Genomic DNA, 15,179 nt, shown 5'->3' on the forward strand with positions numbered 1-15,179 from the left:
TACAAATGACCGACGAAAACGAACCACAAACAGACGGAAGCGGCACCGGCATCGTCCCGCCGGACGACGAGACCCCCTCGTGGCTGGAGCGCAAACAGCGCACGCAGGGTCTCTCCCGGCTGACCTACGAGTACTTCGAGCGGGCCCGCCGCGAGGACCAGGACCTCCGACAGGAGTCCAGTTACGTCGAGCGCGACGTGCTGGCGTTCCCGACGTGGCCCCACGAGATGATTCGCAACCTCTCCATCACGAGCTTCTTCGTCGGGATGATCCTGTTTCTCTCGGCGACGCTCCCGCCGCACCTCGGCCCGCCCGCCGACCCGAGTTCGACCCCGGCTATCATCCTGCCCGACTGGTACCTCTACTGGTCGTTCGGTCTGCTGAAGCTAGGGCCGCTCAACCCCGAACTCACCATCCTCGGCGGTGACAAACTGATGGCGGACCGAACCTACGGCGTCGTGGCGAACGTCGTCGTCGTCGGAATCATCGCCATCGTCCCCTTCCTGAACAAGGGGAGCGCTCGACGCCCGGTCGAGGAGCCGTTCTGGGCTGCGGTCGGCGTCTTCGGCGTCACGTTCGCGATTACCATCAGCGCGCTGTCCATCAAGAACCTGCTACCCATCAACGCGCACCTCGCGTTCGACCTGACGTTCCTCCTGCCCATCGTGGCGGGGACGATGGCGTACGCGGTGCTGAAGTCGATGCGGGAGGGCTACATGTTCAGCCTCAATCGCCGGTACTACCGCCTGCGACCGCCGAAGTGAGCGAGCTTTTTCTCATGTCCGGTCGCGACGACGAGTTAGAGACCAGATATTCGATGTTCGACGACGGAAGCGAGGAGAGCGACGACGACGGCGACGATTCCTCCGGACTCCGTTCCCGCGACGTGGTCGTCCCGCTTCGCGTGTACAAGGCGGTGACGGTCTTTTCGACGCTGTTCGCGGTCGTCACGGTCGTCGGGGGGTTCATCGCGCTGGACGTGGCGACCGAGCGAGCGACCGTCCCGCTCCCGAAGATAGACTTCCCGCTCGCCATCTTCGGACTCGCGCTCATCGCGGCGGGAGCCGCGGTGTACGCCTTCTCAACGCGATTTCGCGCCGAGGGAATGGGAAAGCCTAAAGACGACTCCGACGAACCTTCGAACAATGGCTGACGAATTCGCAAAGGGACTCGGTATCGCCACGACCGCAGGTCTCGCCTGGATGGTTCTGTCGGGGTGGTACACGACCCCCGGCTTCGAGGACACTCAGCTCATCGGCGAGGTGCCGGGTAACTTGGACATGTACGGCAGCTTCGCCATCCTCCTGCGCGAGGCGTTCTTCTGGTTCGCCATCTCCGCCATGGTGTTCTTCTGGGTTCTCGTCCCCGCCATGCGGAAGTTCCAGCAGGCGCGGACGTAAAACGACTTCTTCTCCGCGGCATCCGCGTCTCGACTGACCGTCGTTCCGACTACCCGTCGATGCGCGTTCCCGGCGTCTCGTCGGCGAGGAACGCGGCAACGTCGTCGGGACCGAATATCGACGCCGGCGCGCCGAGTTCGAGGAGCGCGCGAACCTTCCCGGCCATTCCGCCGGTCACGTCCGTCGATTCGCTCTCGCCGAGCACGTCGGCGGCCTGCTCGTAGGCGGTGATTTCGGGAATCACCGAGCCGTCCTCGTCCAGGACGCCGGGAACCGTCGAGCAGAAGCCGACGCGGTCGGCGTCGAGTTGGTCTGCGAGCGAGACGACGAGTTCGTCCCCGCTGACGACCGTGACGCCCGCTCCGGCGTGGGCCACGACGTCGCCGTGCAGGACGGGGACGAACCCTTCGCCGAGCATCGTTTCGACCTGTCGCGTCGGAAGCACGAGCGTCGCATCCGAATCGCGCGAGGCCGCGGAGAACGGATGCACCGGGAGGGCGGGAACGTCGCGTTCGTGGAGGCGCGCGAGAACGAACTCGTTCAGCGTCTTCATCGCGCCGTGGATATCCACCGCGGCGCCCGCGTCGCGGGTCCCCGCCGTCGTCGAGACGCCGTGTCGGCTCGCGTGGTGGTGACCGAAACTCCCGCCGCCGTGGACGAGCACGAGGTTCTCCGCGTCGCCCTCGCTCACCGCGTCGGCGACGCGGTTCAGGGTCGCGCCGTCCAACGTATCGGCGCGGTCTTTGTCCGTGATGACGCTTCCGCCGAGTTTGAGCACGGTGGGGTTCACTCGACGCGCACCCCCTCGGTGTCGAGTTCCGCGCGGAAGGCGTCCTCGCAGCCCGGCGTGAACCGAAGCGCGGTCTTCGTCTCGTCCGTGGGGTCGAGGGCGACGATGCAGCCGCCGCCGCCCGCGCCCGTCAGCTTCGCGCCGAGCGCGCCCGCGTCGCGAGCCGCCCAGACCATGTTGTCGAGCGAGCGCGAGGAGACGCCGAGCGCCTCCAGTAAGCCGTGATTGAAGTTCATCAGTCGCCCGAGTTCGTCGACGTCGCCCTCGGCGAGGACGTGCTCGCCCTGCCGGACGATGTCGCCGATGCTCTCGACCGTCGCGTCGGCGAACCCGTACTCCTCGCGGAGCGCGCGAACGCCGGCCACGAGCTTACCGGTGTCGCCGGCGCCGCCGTCGAAGCCGACGACGATGGGGAGGTCGGGAGCTTCGATGGCCCGGCAGTCGTCGCCCTCCACGCGAACCGCGCCGCCGGTCGCCGAGCAGAAGGTGTCCGCGCGAGAGGCCTCGCCCTCCTGCACCGCGAGTTCGGCGCGGTACGCCCGGTCCGCGATCTCGTCGGTCGACAGTTCGACGCCCAACTCGCGGCTCGCCGCGTCGATGGCGGCGACCGTCACCGCCGCCGAGGAGCCGAGCCCCGCGCCGAGCGGGATGTCGCTCTCGACGGTGATGTCGAAGCCGGCGTTCGGCGCGCCGGTCGCGTCGCGGGCCTGTTCGACCGCGGCGTCGATGTACCCCACCCCGGCCCGGACGAGCGATTCGGAGGCGTCCACGTCCGGCGTCTCGTCGGTTCCGCCGGTGTACTCGACCGTGAACCCTTCGAGGCTCAGGTCTTTCAAGTCGACTCGAAGCCGGTCGTCGTCGCGCGATTCGACCGTCACCGTCGCCCGTCGCTGGATGGCGCAGGGAACCGCCGGTTCGCCGTAGACGACGGCGTGCTCCCCGAAGAGGTATATCTTCCCCGGGGCGCTCGAAACTGTCATGTCGTACTCTCGGTGAGCCGGGGGTATCACTTTTTTCGAATGAACTCCGACCCCGGAGGCGATCACTACCGATTTTCGAACGCTCGACGCTACCGGGTCGGCCGAAAAAACGAGCGAACGGAGTGAGCGAGAGCCGAGGAAATCTTCGATTTCCCCGGCTTCGGACGCGACGCGTTTTCGGGAGGTTCGTGTACCTCGGCGACTGCTTGCGTTATCCGAGTCGCGAGAAATCGAATCACCGGACAGTGCGTCTACCTGCGGGAGATGCAGAATCGGTCGTGTACGCGCCGCTGATCAAAAACAGTCCGCCGAGTAGCGTGCTGAACACAGCGGGCGGATTCGGCGCTTCGTCTCGAACTCGACTCGCAATCGAGCGAGGACGGCGTTACTCCGGCCCCTCGACGTTCACGACCCAGGGTTCGCCACCGCAGAGCCAGATGATCCCGGTGTGTGCGGTGTCGGTCGGGTTGGTGTCGCGGTGAATCAGTCTCGGCGGGACGTGGAAACACTCGCCGATCTCGATCCGCGAGCTCTTCTCGCCCGCCGGACCGTACTCGGTCTCGCTCGGTCCGTCGACAGCGTAGCCGAAATAGACGTTATCTCCGTGGTGGTGCCAGCCGGCGGCGGCCCCCCCGGCCGCTCGGACGCGCATCGGGAGGACTTCGGCTCCGGGAAACGGCGTCTCTCGAATCAGGTTCGGACTCTCGACCGTCGGAACGAGGTCGTCGGGACCGACGATGGTCGGCACGGCGTCCTCGTCAGCGGTAGTCGGTGCGGCAACCCGAGTGACGTCGGGGTCGCCGGTGACGACTGCAAGAATCTCCAGCCGATCGCGCCCGGCGACGTACCTGTGAACGGTTGCCGGGGGCACGCTGAGGAAGTCGCCCGCCCCGAGGTCCGTGGCTCGTTCCCCGCCGTGCGCGATCCGTCCGTGGCCGGCGCGAACCCAGCCGTAGATGGCTCCTTCCCGGACGTGCCACGACGAGTTCTCGTCGATCCGGAAGAGGACGAGTCGATAGTCACCGACGTGAAACGCCGTCCGCTCGACGAGGCCAGCCACCGGTGCGGTCCGATCCACATCCGCCGGATCGACGACTCGAATGTCACCGCTCATACCGTACCGGTGGACTCGGAGCCTGATTACTTCTTTGACGGGTAGTAACGGGACACGAGTGCCGGTTCGGCAATCGATTCGAACTCGCCGCCGACCTGCTGTAGGTCACAGGAGCGCCGGTAGCCCCAATCGCCGCTTCTCGTCGATGTGCGCTCCCTATCCGGCACTGCTACCGAAACCTATCACTGCGTGAGTTTCGACAAGGCACCCATCTCGAACCCGACCGCGATGCGACCCGATTCGAGCAGGCGGCCACAGATTCCGAGCGAGTCAGCCCACGCTGCCCGTGAAACTATCGTTCGGTAAAACAGCGCAAATCCAAAATCGGCGATTAAATCTCGCTCTCGAAGTCGTCGAGCGAGTAGGCGGGTTCGGCGCCGCGTCGGTCGAGCGTCTCGTTGGCGAGCAGCCAGTAGACGACCGACAGCGCCTTGCGACCCTTGTTGTTCGTCGGGACGACGAGGTCGACGTTGCTCGTGTTGTTGTTCGAGTCGCACATGGCGATGACGGGGATGCCGACCGTGATGGCCTCCTTGACCGCCTGCGCGTCGCCGATGGGGTCGGTGACGACGACCACGTCGGGTTCGATGTAGCCGTCGTACTTCGGGTTCGTCAGCGTTCCGGGGATGAACCGGCCGGTGCGGGCGCGCGCCCCCACGGCGTCGGCGAACTTCTCCGCCGGGAAGCGACCGTACTGGCGCGAGGACGTGACCAGAATCTGCTCGGGGTTGTAGTTGGCGAGGAAGTCCGCCGCCGTGCGGATTCGCTGGTCGGTCTTGCTCACGTCGAGGACGTACAGCCCGTCGGTTCGGACGCGGTGGATGAACCGCTCCATGTCCTGGGTCTTCTGTTGCGTCCCGATGTGGACGCCGGCGCCGAGGTAGTCCTCGACGGGGATGAGGAGGTCCGCCTCCTCGTCGCCGAGCACGTCCTCGTCGAACCGCGGTTCTTCTTCGGTCTCGTCCGCCTGTGCGGCGACGTCTTCGTCGGGGTCGACTTCGGGTTCCGCACCGGCCTGTCCGGTGGCCTCCGCGTCGACGTTCTCTTCCGCGGCGTCGAGACCGTCCGCTTCGTCTTCTACCTGTTCGGATTCGTTTTCGCTCATAGTCGTGTCACGTTCTGCTCGATTCTGATGAGTTCGTTCAGTTTGGCGGTTCGCTCGCCGCCGACCGCGCCCGTCTTGATGAACGGCGCGTCGGTCGCCACGGCGAGGTGTGCGATGGTCGTGTCCTCGGTCTCTCCGCTCCGGTGCGAGATGACCGGGTCGTACCCGTTCTCGACGGCGAGTTCGACCGCGTCGAAGGCGTCGGAGAGCGTTCCGATCTGGTTCGGCTTGATGAGGATGCTGTTTCCGGCACCCCGCTCGATGCCCTCCGAGAGTCGCTCGACGTTCGTGACGAACAGGTCGTCACCGCAGATGAGCGTCCGATCGCCCACCCGGTCGGTGAGTTCCGCGAACCCGTCGTAGTCGTTCTCGTCCAGCGGGTCTTCGACGTAGACGAGGTCGTACTCGTCGACGAGTTCCGCGACGTAATCGATCTGCTCGTCCGTCGAGCGCGTCTCGTCGCGGTAGTGGTACTCGCCGTCCTCGTACAGTTCGGCACCGGCCACGTCGAGTCCGAACAGCACGTCGAACCCGAACTCGTCGGCGACGGTCGAGACGGCCTCCTCCATCACCTCGAACGCTTCGTCGTCGTCGATGGACGGCGCCCACGCGCCCTCGTCACCCTTCGCCGCGGAGATACCGCGGTCGTCCAGGATGTCCGCGACCTCCTGATGAACCGCGGCGTTGGCGAACACCGCGTCCTGCACGCTCGGTGCGCCGACCGGAACCGCGAGGAACTCCTGAATCGCCGTCGCGTCGGCGGCGTGTTCGCCGCCGCCGATGACGTTACCGAGCGGAATCGGGAAGTTCTCGCCCCGGAACGCGCCGCCGAGGTGCTGGTAGAGCGGCGCGCCGAGCACGTCCGACGCCGCCTTCGCTGCGGCCATGCTGATGGCGACGGCGCTGTTCGCGCCGATCTCCGAGAAGTCGTCCGTTCCGTCGGCGACGCGAAGCGTTCGGTCGACGTCGCGCTGGTCGCCGACGTACACCGTTCCTTCGAGACGCGGTACCGCGTGTTCGCGGGCCGATGCGATCGCCTCGCCGGGTTCGAGTTCTATCGCCTCGTACTCGCCCGTGCTCGCCCCGCTCGGCGCGGCGGCCCGACCGAACCCGCCGCTCTCGGTCAGCACGTCGGCTTCGACGGTCGCGTTGCCGCGCGAATCGAGCACCTGCCGGAGGCGAACGCGCTCGATGAGCGTCATTGTTCCTCACCACGACGGACGGTGAACGGTAGCACCCCAGCGTCGTACTCCTCCGCCGCGATGAGGATCGGCTGTGACTCCTGGGTATCGACGAGCACCGGAGCGCCGTACGACACCTGCAGCGCGCGCGCGCCGAGGATTCGAGCTTTCTCGTACCGGGAGTAGTGTTGTTGAGCCATCACTGGTAAGGAGCGACGATGTCCACGAGGTCTTTGTGCGAGACGAGCATCCGCCGACAGCAGTGACGCTCGACGCCGAGGTCGTCGAGAACCTCCGCCGGGTCCTCGTCGCCCATCTGGGTCTCGGCGCGAGCCTTGTACTCCTGCCAGTGCTCGCCGACGACGTTACCACACGTGAAACATCGAACTGGGATCATCATGGTTGGACCACCTCAGCGGTAGGACTTCTGGTAGCGGGCGCGAGCGCCGGGGCCGCCCCACTTCTTGGGTTCGGACTGGCGAACGTCGTTGACCAGCAGGGAGCGGTCGAACTCCATGAACGCGTCGCGGAGTTCGGCGTCGCCCGTGTACTGGACGAGTCCGCGGGCGATCGCGGTGCGAACCGCGTCCGCCTGTCCGGTGATTCCGCCGCCCGACACGGTGACCTCGACGTCCACGCCCTCGCGCTCGTCGCTCGCGATGCGGAACGGTTCGAGCATCTTGAGGCGGGCCATCTCCGGGTCCACCAGTTCGACCGGTTTCGAGTTGATTCGTACGCGACCCTCGCCTTCCTTGACCGTGGCGCGGGCGATGGCCGTCTTCTTCTTACCGCTCGTGTTCGTTACCATGTGACGTTAGCACCTAGGTGTTTACTGACCTCGCCCAGCTGGACGAAGCGGATGTTCGAGAGTCGGTCTAGCGACGTACCGTCGAGGATTTCGCCGTCCTCGTCGAAGGGGTTGCCGACGTAGACGCGCACGTTCTCGAAGGCCTCGCGGCCGCGCGGCTTCTTGTACGGGAGCATGCCGCGGATGGAACGTTTGGCTATCATGTCCGGACGTTTCGGGTAGTACGGACCCTGGTCGGAGCTGAGATTGAAGCGCGTCTCGAACTTCTCCTTGACGTCCGCTTCGCTCCCGGTGATGATAGCTTGCTCGGCGTTGATGACGGCGACTCGCTCGCCGTCCATCGCCTTCTGTGCGACCTGGCTCGCCACGCGACCGAGAATGCAGTCTCGGGCGTCGACGATAACGTCCGCGTCGAACTCCGCGATACTCATCGAATCACCCGGACGTTCGAGCCGCTGGGGTTCTGTTCGAGTGCCTGTTCGAGTCGGATCGGTTCGCCGTTTGCCTGCTCGATCTTCGTCTGAGCGGTCGAGGAGAAATCGACTGCCGCAACGGTGATGTCCTTCTGCAAGACACCGCTCCCGAGAACCTTACCGGGCACGACGACGGTCTCGTCTTCCTGCGCGTACCGCTCGATGCGGCCGAGGTTGACCTCCGCGTGCGTGCTCCGTGGTTTCTCGAGGCGTGTCGCAACGTCGCTCCACACGTCGGCGTCCGAATCGCGGGACACCGATTTGAGTTCGGCGATGAGACTACTGAGCCTCGGGTTAGTTTTACTCATATTGTTCCTCCAATTCTGAGAACGGATGCAGGGAGCAGGATTTGAACCTGCGGACTCCTACGAGACAGCGCCCTGAACGCTGCGCCGTTGGCCAGACTTGGCTATCCCTGCACGCTGAGAACACGTGCGTACCCTCGCGGGCAACACAGTGTTGTCGATGGCCCTTCAAACCTGTTTCGGTTGGCGAGGCGCTCCGCGCCTCGGATTCCGCGAGCGGGAACCGCCCGCGAGCGCGCCGGTTTCGAGAGTCGGTACTCCGCGTCGAACCGGCGGACGCGTCAGGGAGGTTCGAAGGTCCTGTCATGGTTATAGTCGTATTGCCTGTGCGAGTTCGTCCGCGCGCGCCGACAGCGAGTCGACGGCCTGCGTCACCAGCTCTTCGACGGTGAACGACCCGTCGCTTTCGACGTGGAATACGAAGGCGTTCGGTACGTCGTGAACCGCGACCTCCTTTCCGGGGAACCGGTTGGTGAGGTCGTGGTCGAACGTCTCCGTCGGGACGAGTTCGCCGTCGTCTTCGATGACGCCGCGGAGAATCTGCGGTTCTTCCTCTCCGAACTCGTCCCGGTCGCCGACGACTTCGACGCGCTGTAGGTGACGGTAGCCGACCGCGACGCCACCTTGATGCTTGGCGTGGTCCTTGCCCGAGCCGAGCACCGCGTCGGCCTCCAGTTCGAGTCGCTGACCGTCTTTCAGGTCGATTATCGGGACGTTGTCGTCGGCCGGCCGCACCATCTCGTCGGAGCTGATGAGGTCGCCCGAGAACGCGGTTCCCGGCCCCGACACGTCGAGACTGAGCGTCACGGTGTCACCCTCCTCGAACTCGCCGGGCGGCGTCGTCAAGGGGACGAGACCGAGGCGCAGCGCGATCTGCTCGTCGAACATCACCGAGGAGTTCTCGATGACTCGGAGCGTGTCGATGGACAGCGTCGGCACGTCCGCTATCATCGCCCGGCGAATTCCGTTGGCGAACGCCGGGGTGACGTTGCGGACGAGGAACCGAGCCTCGCGTTCGTCGCGGTCGATGAACTCTACGTCGAAGTCTTCGGTCATGTGTTAGAACCCACTACCTTTCGGTGCGCGAGTGCCGTCGTGCGGAATCGGCGTGACGTCCTCGATACGACCGATTTCGATCCCGGCGCGGGCGAGCGCGCGGATCGTCGCCTGCGCGCCGGGACCGGGGTTCTGCTGCAGGTTGCCGCCGGGGCCGCGCACGCGAACGTGCAGGCCGTCGATACCGGCGGCCTTGACCTCCTCGGCGACCGTCTCGGCCATCTGCATGGCCGCGTACGGCGAGGACTCGTCGCGGTTCTGTTTCACGACCGACCCGCCGGACGACTTCGCGATGGTCTCCGCACCGGTGAGGTCGGTGATGGTGATGATGGTGTTGTTGAACGATGCGTGCACGTGGGCGATTCCCCACTTCTCGTCGTTGTCGCTCATTCGTTACCCTCCGCGCGTTCCGGGTGAAGTTCGTCCGCCAGCGGGCTTCTCTCGTCGAAGTCGACGAAATCTTCCTCGTCGACTTCGACCTTGTACGACGGAATGGACACTCGGCTGTCGCCCACGGTGATGTGCCCGTGGGTGATGAACTGCCGCGCCTGTTGCGGCGTGTGCGCCAGTCCCTTTCGGTACGCGACGGTCTGGAGACGGCGTTCCAGCACGTCGGTGATGTCGAGGAGCAGCACGTCGCCGAGTTCGTCGCCCTCGTCGAGGACGCCGATTCGCTTGAGTCGGGAGAGGAACTCGTCGCTCTCTTCCGCCTCGTCGCCCGTGATGCTACCGAGCAGTCGACGGGCCTCGCGGCGGAAGTTGCGAAGTTGACTCTGGGTTCGCCAGAGCTCTTCTTTGTTCTTCAGGCCGTATCGGTCCATCAGACTGCGTTCCTCGGCGATTCGCTCGCCCTGGAACGGGTGGTTCGGCGTCTCGTAGAACTTCGTGTTCTCACCGGGAAGCGACATTATTCTTCCTCACCACCCTCAGCGGCGGCTTCCTCTTTGATCTCCTCGACGTTCACGCCGACCGTCCCTTCGGTACGGCCCGTGGACTTCGTTCGCTGACCGCGAACCTTCTGTCCCCGCTTGTGACGGACGCCTTTGTACGAGTTGATCATCTTCATTCGGTTGATGTCCTGTCGGCGGGTCATCGACAGGTCGTTACCGGTCTCGTGGGTCGTCTCGCCGGAGAAGTACCCCTTGCGGTGGTTCGCGAGCCACTCCGGGGTTCGCTCGGTGTAGTTCTCCACGGCGTCGACGACGCTCTCGATCTCGTCGTCGTCGAGTCGACCGAACGTCGCCGTCCGGTCGATGCCCGCCTCCCGCGCGATGATTCGTGCCGTGCGACGACCGATCCCTTTCATCTCGGAAAGCGACCGCTCTACGGACTTCGTCCCATCGAGGTCTGTCTGCCCGATGCGGACGAAGTACCGTAGGTCGTCGTCTTCGTCCTGTGGTTGTTCCGTGCTCATGGTTGATAGGTTGGAGCGTCGAGGGAGGGATTCGAACCCTCGAGGCTTGACGCCACAGAGTTAGCAACCCTGCGCCGTGGGCCAGACTAGGCTACCTCGACACGTACTCTTACGTTCGCCCTCGCGGACTCGGGACGCCGTATCCCTACAGTTGTCTGCAACTCATCCTACCGGAGGTTAGTATTTAAACGCAACGAATGTCTTCCGGAGCGCGCGGTATCCGGCCGCCAGCGCCACGGAGACGGCGTACGACCCGGCCAGAAACGGCGCCCAGAACACCCACAGTTCGAGCGTCGGAAACAGTCGACTGCCGACTGCGCTCCCGAGCGTGAAAACGACGTAGCCCGGCAGTGCGAGCGGCGTCATGAGTCGATTGTCCAGCGCGCCGAGCGCGAGCGGAACCACCAGCGCGAGGTACGACCCCCACACCGCCCGCCCAGCGAGCACTTCTCGAAGGTTCATCGGTTCTCCCTCCGTTCGATTCCGTGGCGGGAGAGGAGGTCGGCGGTGGCCCGTTTCGTCCACCGAACCCTCGTATCGAAGTCGAGCAGGAACTTCGTCGTCTCGACGATGTACCCCGGCTTTTCGAGGTCGCCCGCCACCTTGTGCATCAGCATCGGACTCGACCCCTCCAGGCCGTCACCGCGACGGTAGGCGTGGAAGGGCATGTACCACGGGACGGCGTCGTCGTTCAGTCGCTCGGCGGTTCGTTTCGCGTACTCGCTCGCGTCTCCTACGTCCGTCGGCCAGATCATCTGTCCGACCGACGACTGGTGGTAGCCGTATATTCCGATGGAACTGTGCAAGTCGAACACCACGTCCGGGTCGTGGCGGGAGACCACGTTCCAGATAGCTCGCGCGAGCGTCGTCTCCGGGTTCTCGCCGACGGGGAACTGTCGGTTCAAGTCCCCGTTCGCACCTTCGCGCCGGCTCTTTCGAATCGCCACGCGGTTCGCCTTCGGAAGGACGACGAGCGTTCCGCCGTCGATCCGCCACTTCGCGACGTCGCTCGCCGCGCGATAGCCGCTCGGTTCGTCGCCGTGCATCCCGCCGACGACGAGTGCCGTCGGTCCGTCACCCGCCTTTCGGACGAACACCTCCGTCGCGTACTTCGTCCCGGCGAGAATCGTGTACGACGAAGGTTTCCCCTCCGACCGTCCGCCTCCGACGACCGATGTCGCGGCGCACCCGCCGGCCAATGCACCAGACCTCGCGAGAAATGCCCGTCGTCGCATACGAGAGTGGGCGTAGCCGGACCCTATGAACTTTGTCGCCGACTCAGGCGTCGATGTATCGGTCGTTTATCTCCCACTCGCCCTCGGCGTCCCGAACCATGTACTCGCCGTAGTAGGGGACGCGGTTCGCGACCGTCTCGCGGAACGTCTCGCGGATTTCGGGTTTCGTCATCTCGCCCATCGACCGCAGGTCGTCGTTGCGATTCAGACAGCCTTTGAGGTATCCTTCGTGCGTGACGCGTACGCGATGACAATTAGAACAGAAGCTCGGGTTTTCGACCGGGTCGACGATTTCGACCATCCCGCCGTTCACCCAGTACCGCCTTCGCCCGTGCATCTCCCGAACTTCGATCTCGTCGGCCTGTTCTTCGAGCCAGTCGTGGACGCGCTGGATGTCGATTGACCACTCCGGCTTGCCGGTCAGCTCCGGCATGTACTCGATGAGCTGTAACTGCAGTCCGTCGTTCTCGGCGACGTGTTCGACCATCCGAGGGACGTACCCCGCGGTCGCCTCGAAGACGACCATGTTGAGCTTCACCGGGTCGAGACCGGCGTCGAGCGCCGCTTCGACGCCTTCGAGCACTTTGTCGTACGCGCCGCTCTTCGTCACCTCGGCGAACGCTTCGGGGTCGAGGGCGTCTTGCGAGACGTTCACCCGCTCCAATCCCGCGTCGCGGAGTTGTTCGGCCCTCCCGGGGAGGAAGGTTCCGTTCGTCGTCAGAGAGACCTCCATCTCGTCGGGCGTCCGGCGGATTATCTCCTCCAGGTCCTGGCGGAGCATCGGCTCTCCTCCGGTGAACTTCACCTTCTCGACGCCGAACTCGCGGGCGACTTCCAGAAACCGAACGACGTCGTCGGCGCTCATCTCGTCGTCCTGAGCCTCCATCGGGCCGCGCGTATCCCCGAGTCCCTCGTTGTGGCAGTAGACGCAGTCGAAATTACACCGGTCGGTGAGCGAGACGCGCACGCCCGACACCTCGCGCCCGAACGAATCTTCGAGCATCACACACTTCTTTCGGACGAGTATTCTTAAACTCGTGGGAGAACGACGCACCGACGTAACTGGATACGGTTACGCCAGGTGCGCGGTGGAACCGCCGACGGCAGAACGGACTCATCCGATTTATCAGTCTTTCCTCCGGTTCACAAGTCTTATCGACGGGTCGCGTCCTAACCGTCACCATGAACGAAGCCGACGTTCGAGAACTCCTCCGAGCCGTTACAGACCCCGACCTCGACGAGGATATCGTTTCCCTCGGTCTCGTCAACGACGTAACCGTCGAGGACGAGACCGTACGGGTTTCGCTCGCCCTCGGTGCGCCGTACGCGCCCCACGAAACCGCGATCGCGAACCGCGTCCGCGAAGTGCTCGCCGAGGAGGGACTCGAAGCGCAGCTCTCGGCCCGCGTCGACAGCGGTCTCTCGCCGGACGAGCAGGTGCTTCCCGGCGTCAAGAACGTGATCGCCGTCGCGTCCGGAAAGGGCGGCGTCGGAAAGAGCACCATCGCCGTCAATCTCGCCGCCGGACTGTCGAAACTCGGCGCTCGCGTCGGTCTGTTCGACGCCGACGTGTACGGGCCGAACGTTCCGCGGATGGTCGACGCCGACGAACGACCGCGAGCGACCGAGGACGGGAAACTCGTCCCGCCGGAGAAGTTCGGCGTGAAACTGATGAGCATGGCGTTTCTCACTGGTCAGGACGACCCCGTCATCTGGCGCGGCCCGATGGTTCACAAGGTGCTCACCCAACTATGGGAGGACGTGGAGTGGGGACAGCTCGATTACATGGTCGTCGACCTGCCGCCCGGAACCGGCGATACGCAGCTCACGCTGCTCCAGAGCGTCCCCGTCACCGGTGCGGTTATCGTCACCACGCCGCAGCGAGTCGCGCTCGACGACGCGGAGAAAGGTCTCCAGATGTTCGGGAAACACGAGACGCCGGTTCTCGGCATCGCGGAGAACATGAGCGCGTTCAGATGCCCCGACTGCGGGAGCGAACACGACATCTTCGGACGCGGCGGCGGCGCGGCCTTCGCAGAGGAGCACGACATGCCGTTCCTCGGCGCCGTCCCGCTCGACCCGTCCGTCAGAACCGGCGGCGACGAGGGAACGCCCATCGTCCTCGACGACGAGAGCGAGACGGGCGACTCCTTCCGCGTGATGACGGAGAACGTCGCCAACAACGTCGGGATTATCAACCGCCGCAAGCAATCCTGAGTATGGCGCGCGAGACGGAATCGTTCGAACCGGACGCGGAGCGCGTGGAAGTTCTCCGCGAAATCGCCGACGAGATCCGCGGCGACAGCAGCGAGAGCAAGCAGGTCGCGGCCATACTCTACCGAGTGAGCGACCTGTTCGACCCCGACGAGGACACGTCTCCGAGGGACATCTACATCAACATGCGCGAGATTCTTCGGACGAAAGACGCCGGTGGAAAGGGAAGGTGAAGATCCTTCGTCTTTTATCGTAGTCGTCGAACGAGCACGACAGCACCGAGGAGTGCGAGCATCGGATACACGATCGGAATTTCGCCGATTTCGTATCCTCCGCTGAGTTTCTCACCGAGGGTTCGGGAGTACGTGTCGTTTTTGTACTGGTAGTGGTTGTCCATCCACGTCGGTCGAACCGGCTCGAACGATTCGTTCCACGTCCTCGTCCGTTCACCCGCTTTCCCGACGAAACCGACTTGGTCGAGGGCACCTTCGCGTTCCGTGAGATTACCCGAGTACAGACGAGCTTCGCCGGCGATTTTCGTACCGCGTTTATCGAGGAGTTCGACCTTGATCGTTCGCTTCCCGCCCGGACGGACGGATGCGGGGTAGAAGCTTCCTTCTGTTCCGACCGTATGGACGAACAATTTCGACGAGTACGTCTGTATCGACGGGTTCACCAGAGTTACGTAGGCGACAGCGGACTGTTCTCCGTTTATCGTTCCGCTTGCTACAGTGACGTTCTCGATGTACGGCGTTAGGACTTCTGGGGAGTTCGATGCGTTAATCTCTTTAGTAAAATTGTAGCTGGTGTTGTCCCCGAACGTGGAAACGTAAACGGAATGATTGTCCTTAAAGGCGTGAAGTCCTTGAGTGATGTTGATCTTTCGTTGGAAGGATTCTCCCGGTTGGATGTCGAATCGGTTTTCATATAATTCTTTTCCGTCGACTGAAATAAGCGCCCCGACATTTTCTACATTTTTTGATGTAGGGTTTGAGATAGTCAATTTTATACTATTATCTATAGATTCTGATATAATGCAGATATCTCGATACGATTGGATTATCCTAGTGCTCTCTTGATCCGTAATACGGCAACTAGGGTGCT

23 protein-coding genes and 2 tRNA genes are annotated in these 15,179 nt (G+C 64.0%); 5 read left to right on the forward strand and 20 right to left on the reverse strand.

The features are described 5' to 3' along the window. Nucleotides 1–5 precede the first annotated feature (5 nt). Genes LIX00_RS04440 through LIX00_RS04450 form a run of 3 tightly spaced genes read left to right on the forward strand, consistent with a single transcriptional unit; the run spans nt 6 to nt 1,400 of the window. Entirely contained in the window at nt 6–764 is a 759-nt protein-coding gene (locus LIX00_RS04440; protein ID WP_227354986.1) for a cytochrome b family protein, read from the forward strand. A 53-nt stretch (nt 765–817) separates the two neighbouring features. After that, on the forward strand, nt 818–1,153 hold the full coding sequence (locus LIX00_RS04445) for a DUF7315 family membrane protein (protein WP_227355660.1): 336 nt from the start codon (nt 818–820) through the stop codon (nt 1,151–1,153). Continuing rightward, nucleotides 1,146–1,400, forward strand: a complete 255-nt coding sequence (locus LIX00_RS04450; RefSeq protein ID WP_227354987.1) for a DUF7314 family protein — start codon at nt 1,146–1,148, stop codon at nt 1,398–1,400. The genes LIX00_RS04445 and LIX00_RS04450 overlap by 8 nt, the downstream gene beginning before the upstream one ends. A 49-nt stretch (nt 1,401–1,449) precedes the next feature. Here the strand turns inward: LIX00_RS04450 and LIX00_RS04455 are convergent, their stop codons facing one another. The 19 genes from LIX00_RS04455 to moaA form a co-directional block, all read right to left on the reverse strand. Continuing rightward, a complete protein-coding gene (locus tag LIX00_RS04455) occupies nt 1,450–2,190 on the reverse strand; it encodes an isopentenyl phosphate kinase (protein WP_227354988.1) in 741 nt (246 codons plus the stop codon). Further along, nucleotides 2,187–3,170, reverse strand: a complete 984-nt coding sequence (gene mvk, locus LIX00_RS04460; RefSeq protein ID WP_227354989.1) for a mevalonate kinase — start codon at nt 3,168–3,170, stop codon at nt 2,187–2,189. The genes LIX00_RS04455 and mvk overlap by 4 nt, the downstream gene beginning before the upstream one ends. A gap of 385 nt (nt 3,171–3,555) precedes the next feature. Then, nucleotides 3,556–4,284 carry a cupin domain-containing protein gene (locus LIX00_RS04465; protein WP_227354990.1) on the reverse strand — a complete coding sequence of 243 codons (729 nt, stop codon included), beginning with the start codon at nt 4,282–4,284 and terminating at the stop codon, nt 3,556–3,558. 331 nt (nt 4,285–4,615) lie between these two features. Then, nucleotides 4,616–5,389, reverse strand: coding sequence for a 30S ribosomal protein S2 (rpsB, locus tag LIX00_RS04470; protein ID WP_227354991.1), 774 nt, complete (start codon nt 5,387–5,389; stop codon nt 4,616–4,618). Further along, complete coding sequence (gene eno / locus LIX00_RS04475) at nt 5,386–6,591, reverse strand: phosphopyruvate hydratase (protein ID WP_227354992.1); 1,206 nt, start codon at nt 6,589–6,591, stop codon at nt 5,386–5,388. The genes rpsB and eno overlap by 4 nt, the downstream gene beginning before the upstream one ends. Continuing rightward, nucleotides 6,588–6,770 carry a DNA-directed RNA polymerase subunit K gene (locus tag LIX00_RS04480; protein ID WP_368410717.1) on the reverse strand — a complete coding sequence of 61 codons (183 nt, stop codon included), beginning with the start codon at nt 6,768–6,770 and terminating at the stop codon, nt 6,588–6,590. Before LIX00_RS04480 ends, eno begins: the two co-directional genes overlap by 4 nt. Beyond that, nucleotides 6,770–6,970, reverse strand: coding sequence for a DNA-directed RNA polymerase subunit N (locus LIX00_RS04485; protein ID WP_227354994.1), 201 nt, complete (start codon nt 6,968–6,970; stop codon nt 6,770–6,772). Before LIX00_RS04485 ends, LIX00_RS04480 begins: the two co-directional genes overlap by 1 nt. 12 nt (nt 6,971–6,982) lie before the next feature. After that, a complete protein-coding gene (locus LIX00_RS04490; RefSeq protein ID WP_227354995.1) occupies nt 6,983–7,378 on the reverse strand; it encodes a 30S ribosomal protein S9 in 396 nt (131 codons plus the stop codon). Further along, nucleotides 7,372–7,809 (reverse strand): 50S ribosomal protein L13, encoded by a 438-nt coding sequence (locus LIX00_RS04495; protein ID WP_227354996.1) that lies wholly within the window; start codon nt 7,807–7,809, stop codon nt 7,372–7,374. Before LIX00_RS04495 ends, LIX00_RS04490 begins: the two co-directional genes overlap by 7 nt. Next, nucleotides 7,806–8,159, reverse strand: a complete 354-nt coding sequence (locus tag LIX00_RS04500) for a 50S ribosomal protein L18e (RefSeq protein ID WP_227354997.1) — start codon at nt 8,157–8,159, stop codon at nt 7,806–7,808. Before LIX00_RS04500 ends, LIX00_RS04495 begins: the two co-directional genes overlap by 4 nt. 26 nt (nt 8,160–8,185) lie before the next feature. Beyond that, nucleotides 8,186–8,270: transfer RNA gene (locus LIX00_RS04505), tRNA-Leu, on the reverse strand. A gap of 195 nt (nt 8,271–8,465) precedes the next feature. Then, the gene (locus LIX00_RS04510; protein WP_227354998.1) at nt 8,466–9,212 is read right to left on the reverse strand and encodes a DNA-directed RNA polymerase subunit D; all 747 of its coding nucleotides are present in this window, start codon (nt 9,210–9,212) and stop codon (nt 8,466–8,468) included. Nucleotides 9,213–9,215: 3 nt separating this feature from the next. Then, entirely contained in the window at nt 9,216–9,602 is a 387-nt protein-coding gene (locus LIX00_RS04515; RefSeq protein WP_227354999.1) for a 30S ribosomal protein S11, read from the reverse strand. Then, entirely contained in the window at nt 9,599–10,120 is a 522-nt protein-coding gene (locus LIX00_RS04520; protein WP_227355000.1) for a 30S ribosomal protein S4, read from the reverse strand. The genes LIX00_RS04515 and LIX00_RS04520 overlap by 4 nt, the downstream gene beginning before the upstream one ends. Further along, the gene (locus LIX00_RS04525; RefSeq protein ID WP_227355001.1) at nt 10,120–10,626 is read right to left on the reverse strand and encodes a 30S ribosomal protein S13; all 507 of its coding nucleotides are present in this window, start codon (nt 10,624–10,626) and stop codon (nt 10,120–10,122) included. The genes LIX00_RS04520 and LIX00_RS04525 overlap by 1 nt, the downstream gene beginning before the upstream one ends. 16 nt (nt 10,627–10,642) lie before the next feature. Then, nucleotides 10,643–10,727 (reverse strand) — tRNA-Ser (locus LIX00_RS04530). A 76-nt stretch (nt 10,728–10,803) separates the two neighbouring features. Continuing rightward, nucleotides 10,804–11,088, reverse strand: coding sequence for a hypothetical protein (locus LIX00_RS04535; RefSeq protein ID WP_227355002.1), 285 nt, complete (start codon nt 11,086–11,088; stop codon nt 10,804–10,806). Further along, nucleotides 11,085–11,861, reverse strand: coding sequence for a M99 family carboxypeptidase catalytic domain-containing protein (locus tag LIX00_RS04540; protein WP_227355003.1), 777 nt, complete (start codon nt 11,859–11,861; stop codon nt 11,085–11,087). The genes LIX00_RS04535 and LIX00_RS04540 overlap by 4 nt, the downstream gene beginning before the upstream one ends. Nucleotides 11,862–11,904: 43 nt before the next feature. Continuing rightward, entirely contained in the window at nt 11,905–12,864 is a 960-nt protein-coding gene (moaA, locus tag LIX00_RS04545) for a GTP 3',8-cyclase MoaA (RefSeq protein ID WP_227355004.1), read from the reverse strand. A 179-nt stretch (nt 12,865–13,043) separates the two neighbouring features. Here moaA and LIX00_RS04550 point away from each other — a divergent pair, with 179 nt between their 5' ends. Both LIX00_RS04550 and LIX00_RS04555 read left to right on the forward strand, forming a co-directional pair. Then, complete coding sequence (locus LIX00_RS04550) at nt 13,044–14,078, forward strand: Mrp/NBP35 family ATP-binding protein (RefSeq protein ID WP_227355005.1); 1,035 nt, start codon at nt 13,044–13,046, stop codon at nt 14,076–14,078. 2 nt (nt 14,079–14,080) lie between these two features. Then, nucleotides 14,081–14,308 carry a DUF7976 family protein gene (locus tag LIX00_RS04555; RefSeq protein WP_227355006.1) on the forward strand — a complete coding sequence of 76 codons (228 nt, stop codon included), beginning with the start codon at nt 14,081–14,083 and terminating at the stop codon, nt 14,306–14,308. A 14-nt stretch (nt 14,309–14,322) separates the two neighbouring features. Here LIX00_RS04555 and LIX00_RS04560 read toward each other — a convergent pair whose 3' ends face one another. Further along, nucleotides 14,323–15,078 carry a hypothetical protein gene (locus LIX00_RS04560; RefSeq protein WP_227355007.1) on the reverse strand — a complete coding sequence of 252 codons (756 nt, stop codon included), beginning with the start codon at nt 15,076–15,078 and terminating at the stop codon, nt 14,323–14,325. Between the last annotated feature and the right edge of the window lie 101 nt (nt 15,079–15,179).

The organism is Haladaptatus salinisoli, assembly GCF_020614375.1.
Taxonomy (GTDB): Archaea; Halobacteriota; Halobacteria; order Halobacteriales; family Haladaptataceae; genus Haladaptatus; species Haladaptatus salinisoli.

Coding starts and splice junctions, on each gene's coding strand:
- LIX00_RS04520 (WP_227355000.1), bottom strand. CDS start 10,120: ATGTCGCTTCCCGGTGAGAACACGAAGTTCTACGAGACGCCGAACCAC.
- LIX00_RS04525 (WP_227355001.1), bottom strand. CDS start 10,626: ATGAGCACGGAACAACCACAGGACGAAGACGACGACCTACGGTACTTC.
- LIX00_RS04465 (WP_227354990.1), bottom strand. CDS start 4,284: ATGAGCGGTGACATTCGAGTCGTCGATCCGGCGGATGTGGATCGGACC.
- LIX00_RS04510 (WP_227354998.1), bottom strand. CDS start 9,212: ATGACCGAAGACTTCGACGTAGAGTTCATCGACCGCGACGAACGCGAG.
- LIX00_RS04445 (WP_227355660.1), top strand. CDS start 818: ATGTTCGACGACGGAAGCGAGGAGAGCGACGACGACGGCGACGATTCC.
- LIX00_RS04500 (WP_227354997.1), bottom strand. CDS start 8,159: ATGAGTAAAACTAACCCGAGGCTCAGTAGTCTCATCGCCGAACTCAAA.
- eno (WP_227354992.1), bottom strand. CDS start 6,591: ATGACGCTCATCGAGCGCGTTCGCCTCCGGCAGGTGCTCGATTCGCGC.
- LIX00_RS04515 (WP_227354999.1), bottom strand. CDS start 9,602: ATGAGCGACAACGACGAGAAGTGGGGAATCGCCCACGTGCACGCATCG.
- LIX00_RS04535 (WP_227355002.1), bottom strand. CDS start 11,088: ATGAACCTTCGAGAAGTGCTCGCTGGGCGGGCGGTGTGGGGGTCGTAC.
- LIX00_RS04555 (WP_227355006.1), top strand. CDS start 14,081: ATGGCGCGCGAGACGGAATCGTTCGAACCGGACGCGGAGCGCGTGGAA.
- LIX00_RS04485 (WP_227354994.1), bottom strand. CDS start 6,970: ATGATGATCCCAGTTCGATGTTTCACGTGTGGTAACGTCGTCGGCGAG.
- LIX00_RS04440 (WP_227354986.1), top strand. CDS start 6: ATGACCGACGAAAACGAACCACAAACAGACGGAAGCGGCACCGGCATC.
- LIX00_RS04550 (WP_227355005.1), top strand. CDS start 13,044: ATGAACGAAGCCGACGTTCGAGAACTCCTCCGAGCCGTTACAGACCCC.
- LIX00_RS04450 (WP_227354987.1), top strand. CDS start 1,146: ATGGCTGACGAATTCGCAAAGGGACTCGGTATCGCCACGACCGCAGGT.
- LIX00_RS04495 (WP_227354996.1), bottom strand. CDS start 7,809: ATGAGTATCGCGGAGTTCGACGCGGACGTTATCGTCGACGCCCGAGAC.
- moaA (WP_227355004.1), bottom strand. CDS start 12,864: ATGCTCGAAGATTCGTTCGGGCGCGAGGTGTCGGGCGTGCGCGTCTCG.
- LIX00_RS04540 (WP_227355003.1), bottom strand. CDS start 11,861: ATGCGACGACGGGCATTTCTCGCGAGGTCTGGTGCATTGGCCGGCGGG.
- mvk (WP_227354989.1), bottom strand. CDS start 3,170: ATGACAGTTTCGAGCGCCCCGGGGAAGATATACCTCTTCGGGGAGCAC.
- rpsB (WP_227354991.1), bottom strand. CDS start 5,389: ATGAGCGAAAACGAATCCGAACAGGTAGAAGACGAAGCGGACGGTCTC.
- LIX00_RS04490 (WP_227354995.1), bottom strand. CDS start 7,378: ATGGTAACGAACACGAGCGGTAAGAAGAAGACGGCCATCGCCCGCGCC.
- LIX00_RS04480 (WP_368410717.1), bottom strand. CDS start 6,770: ATGGCTCAACAACACTACTCCCGGTACGAGAAAGCTCGAATCCTCGGC.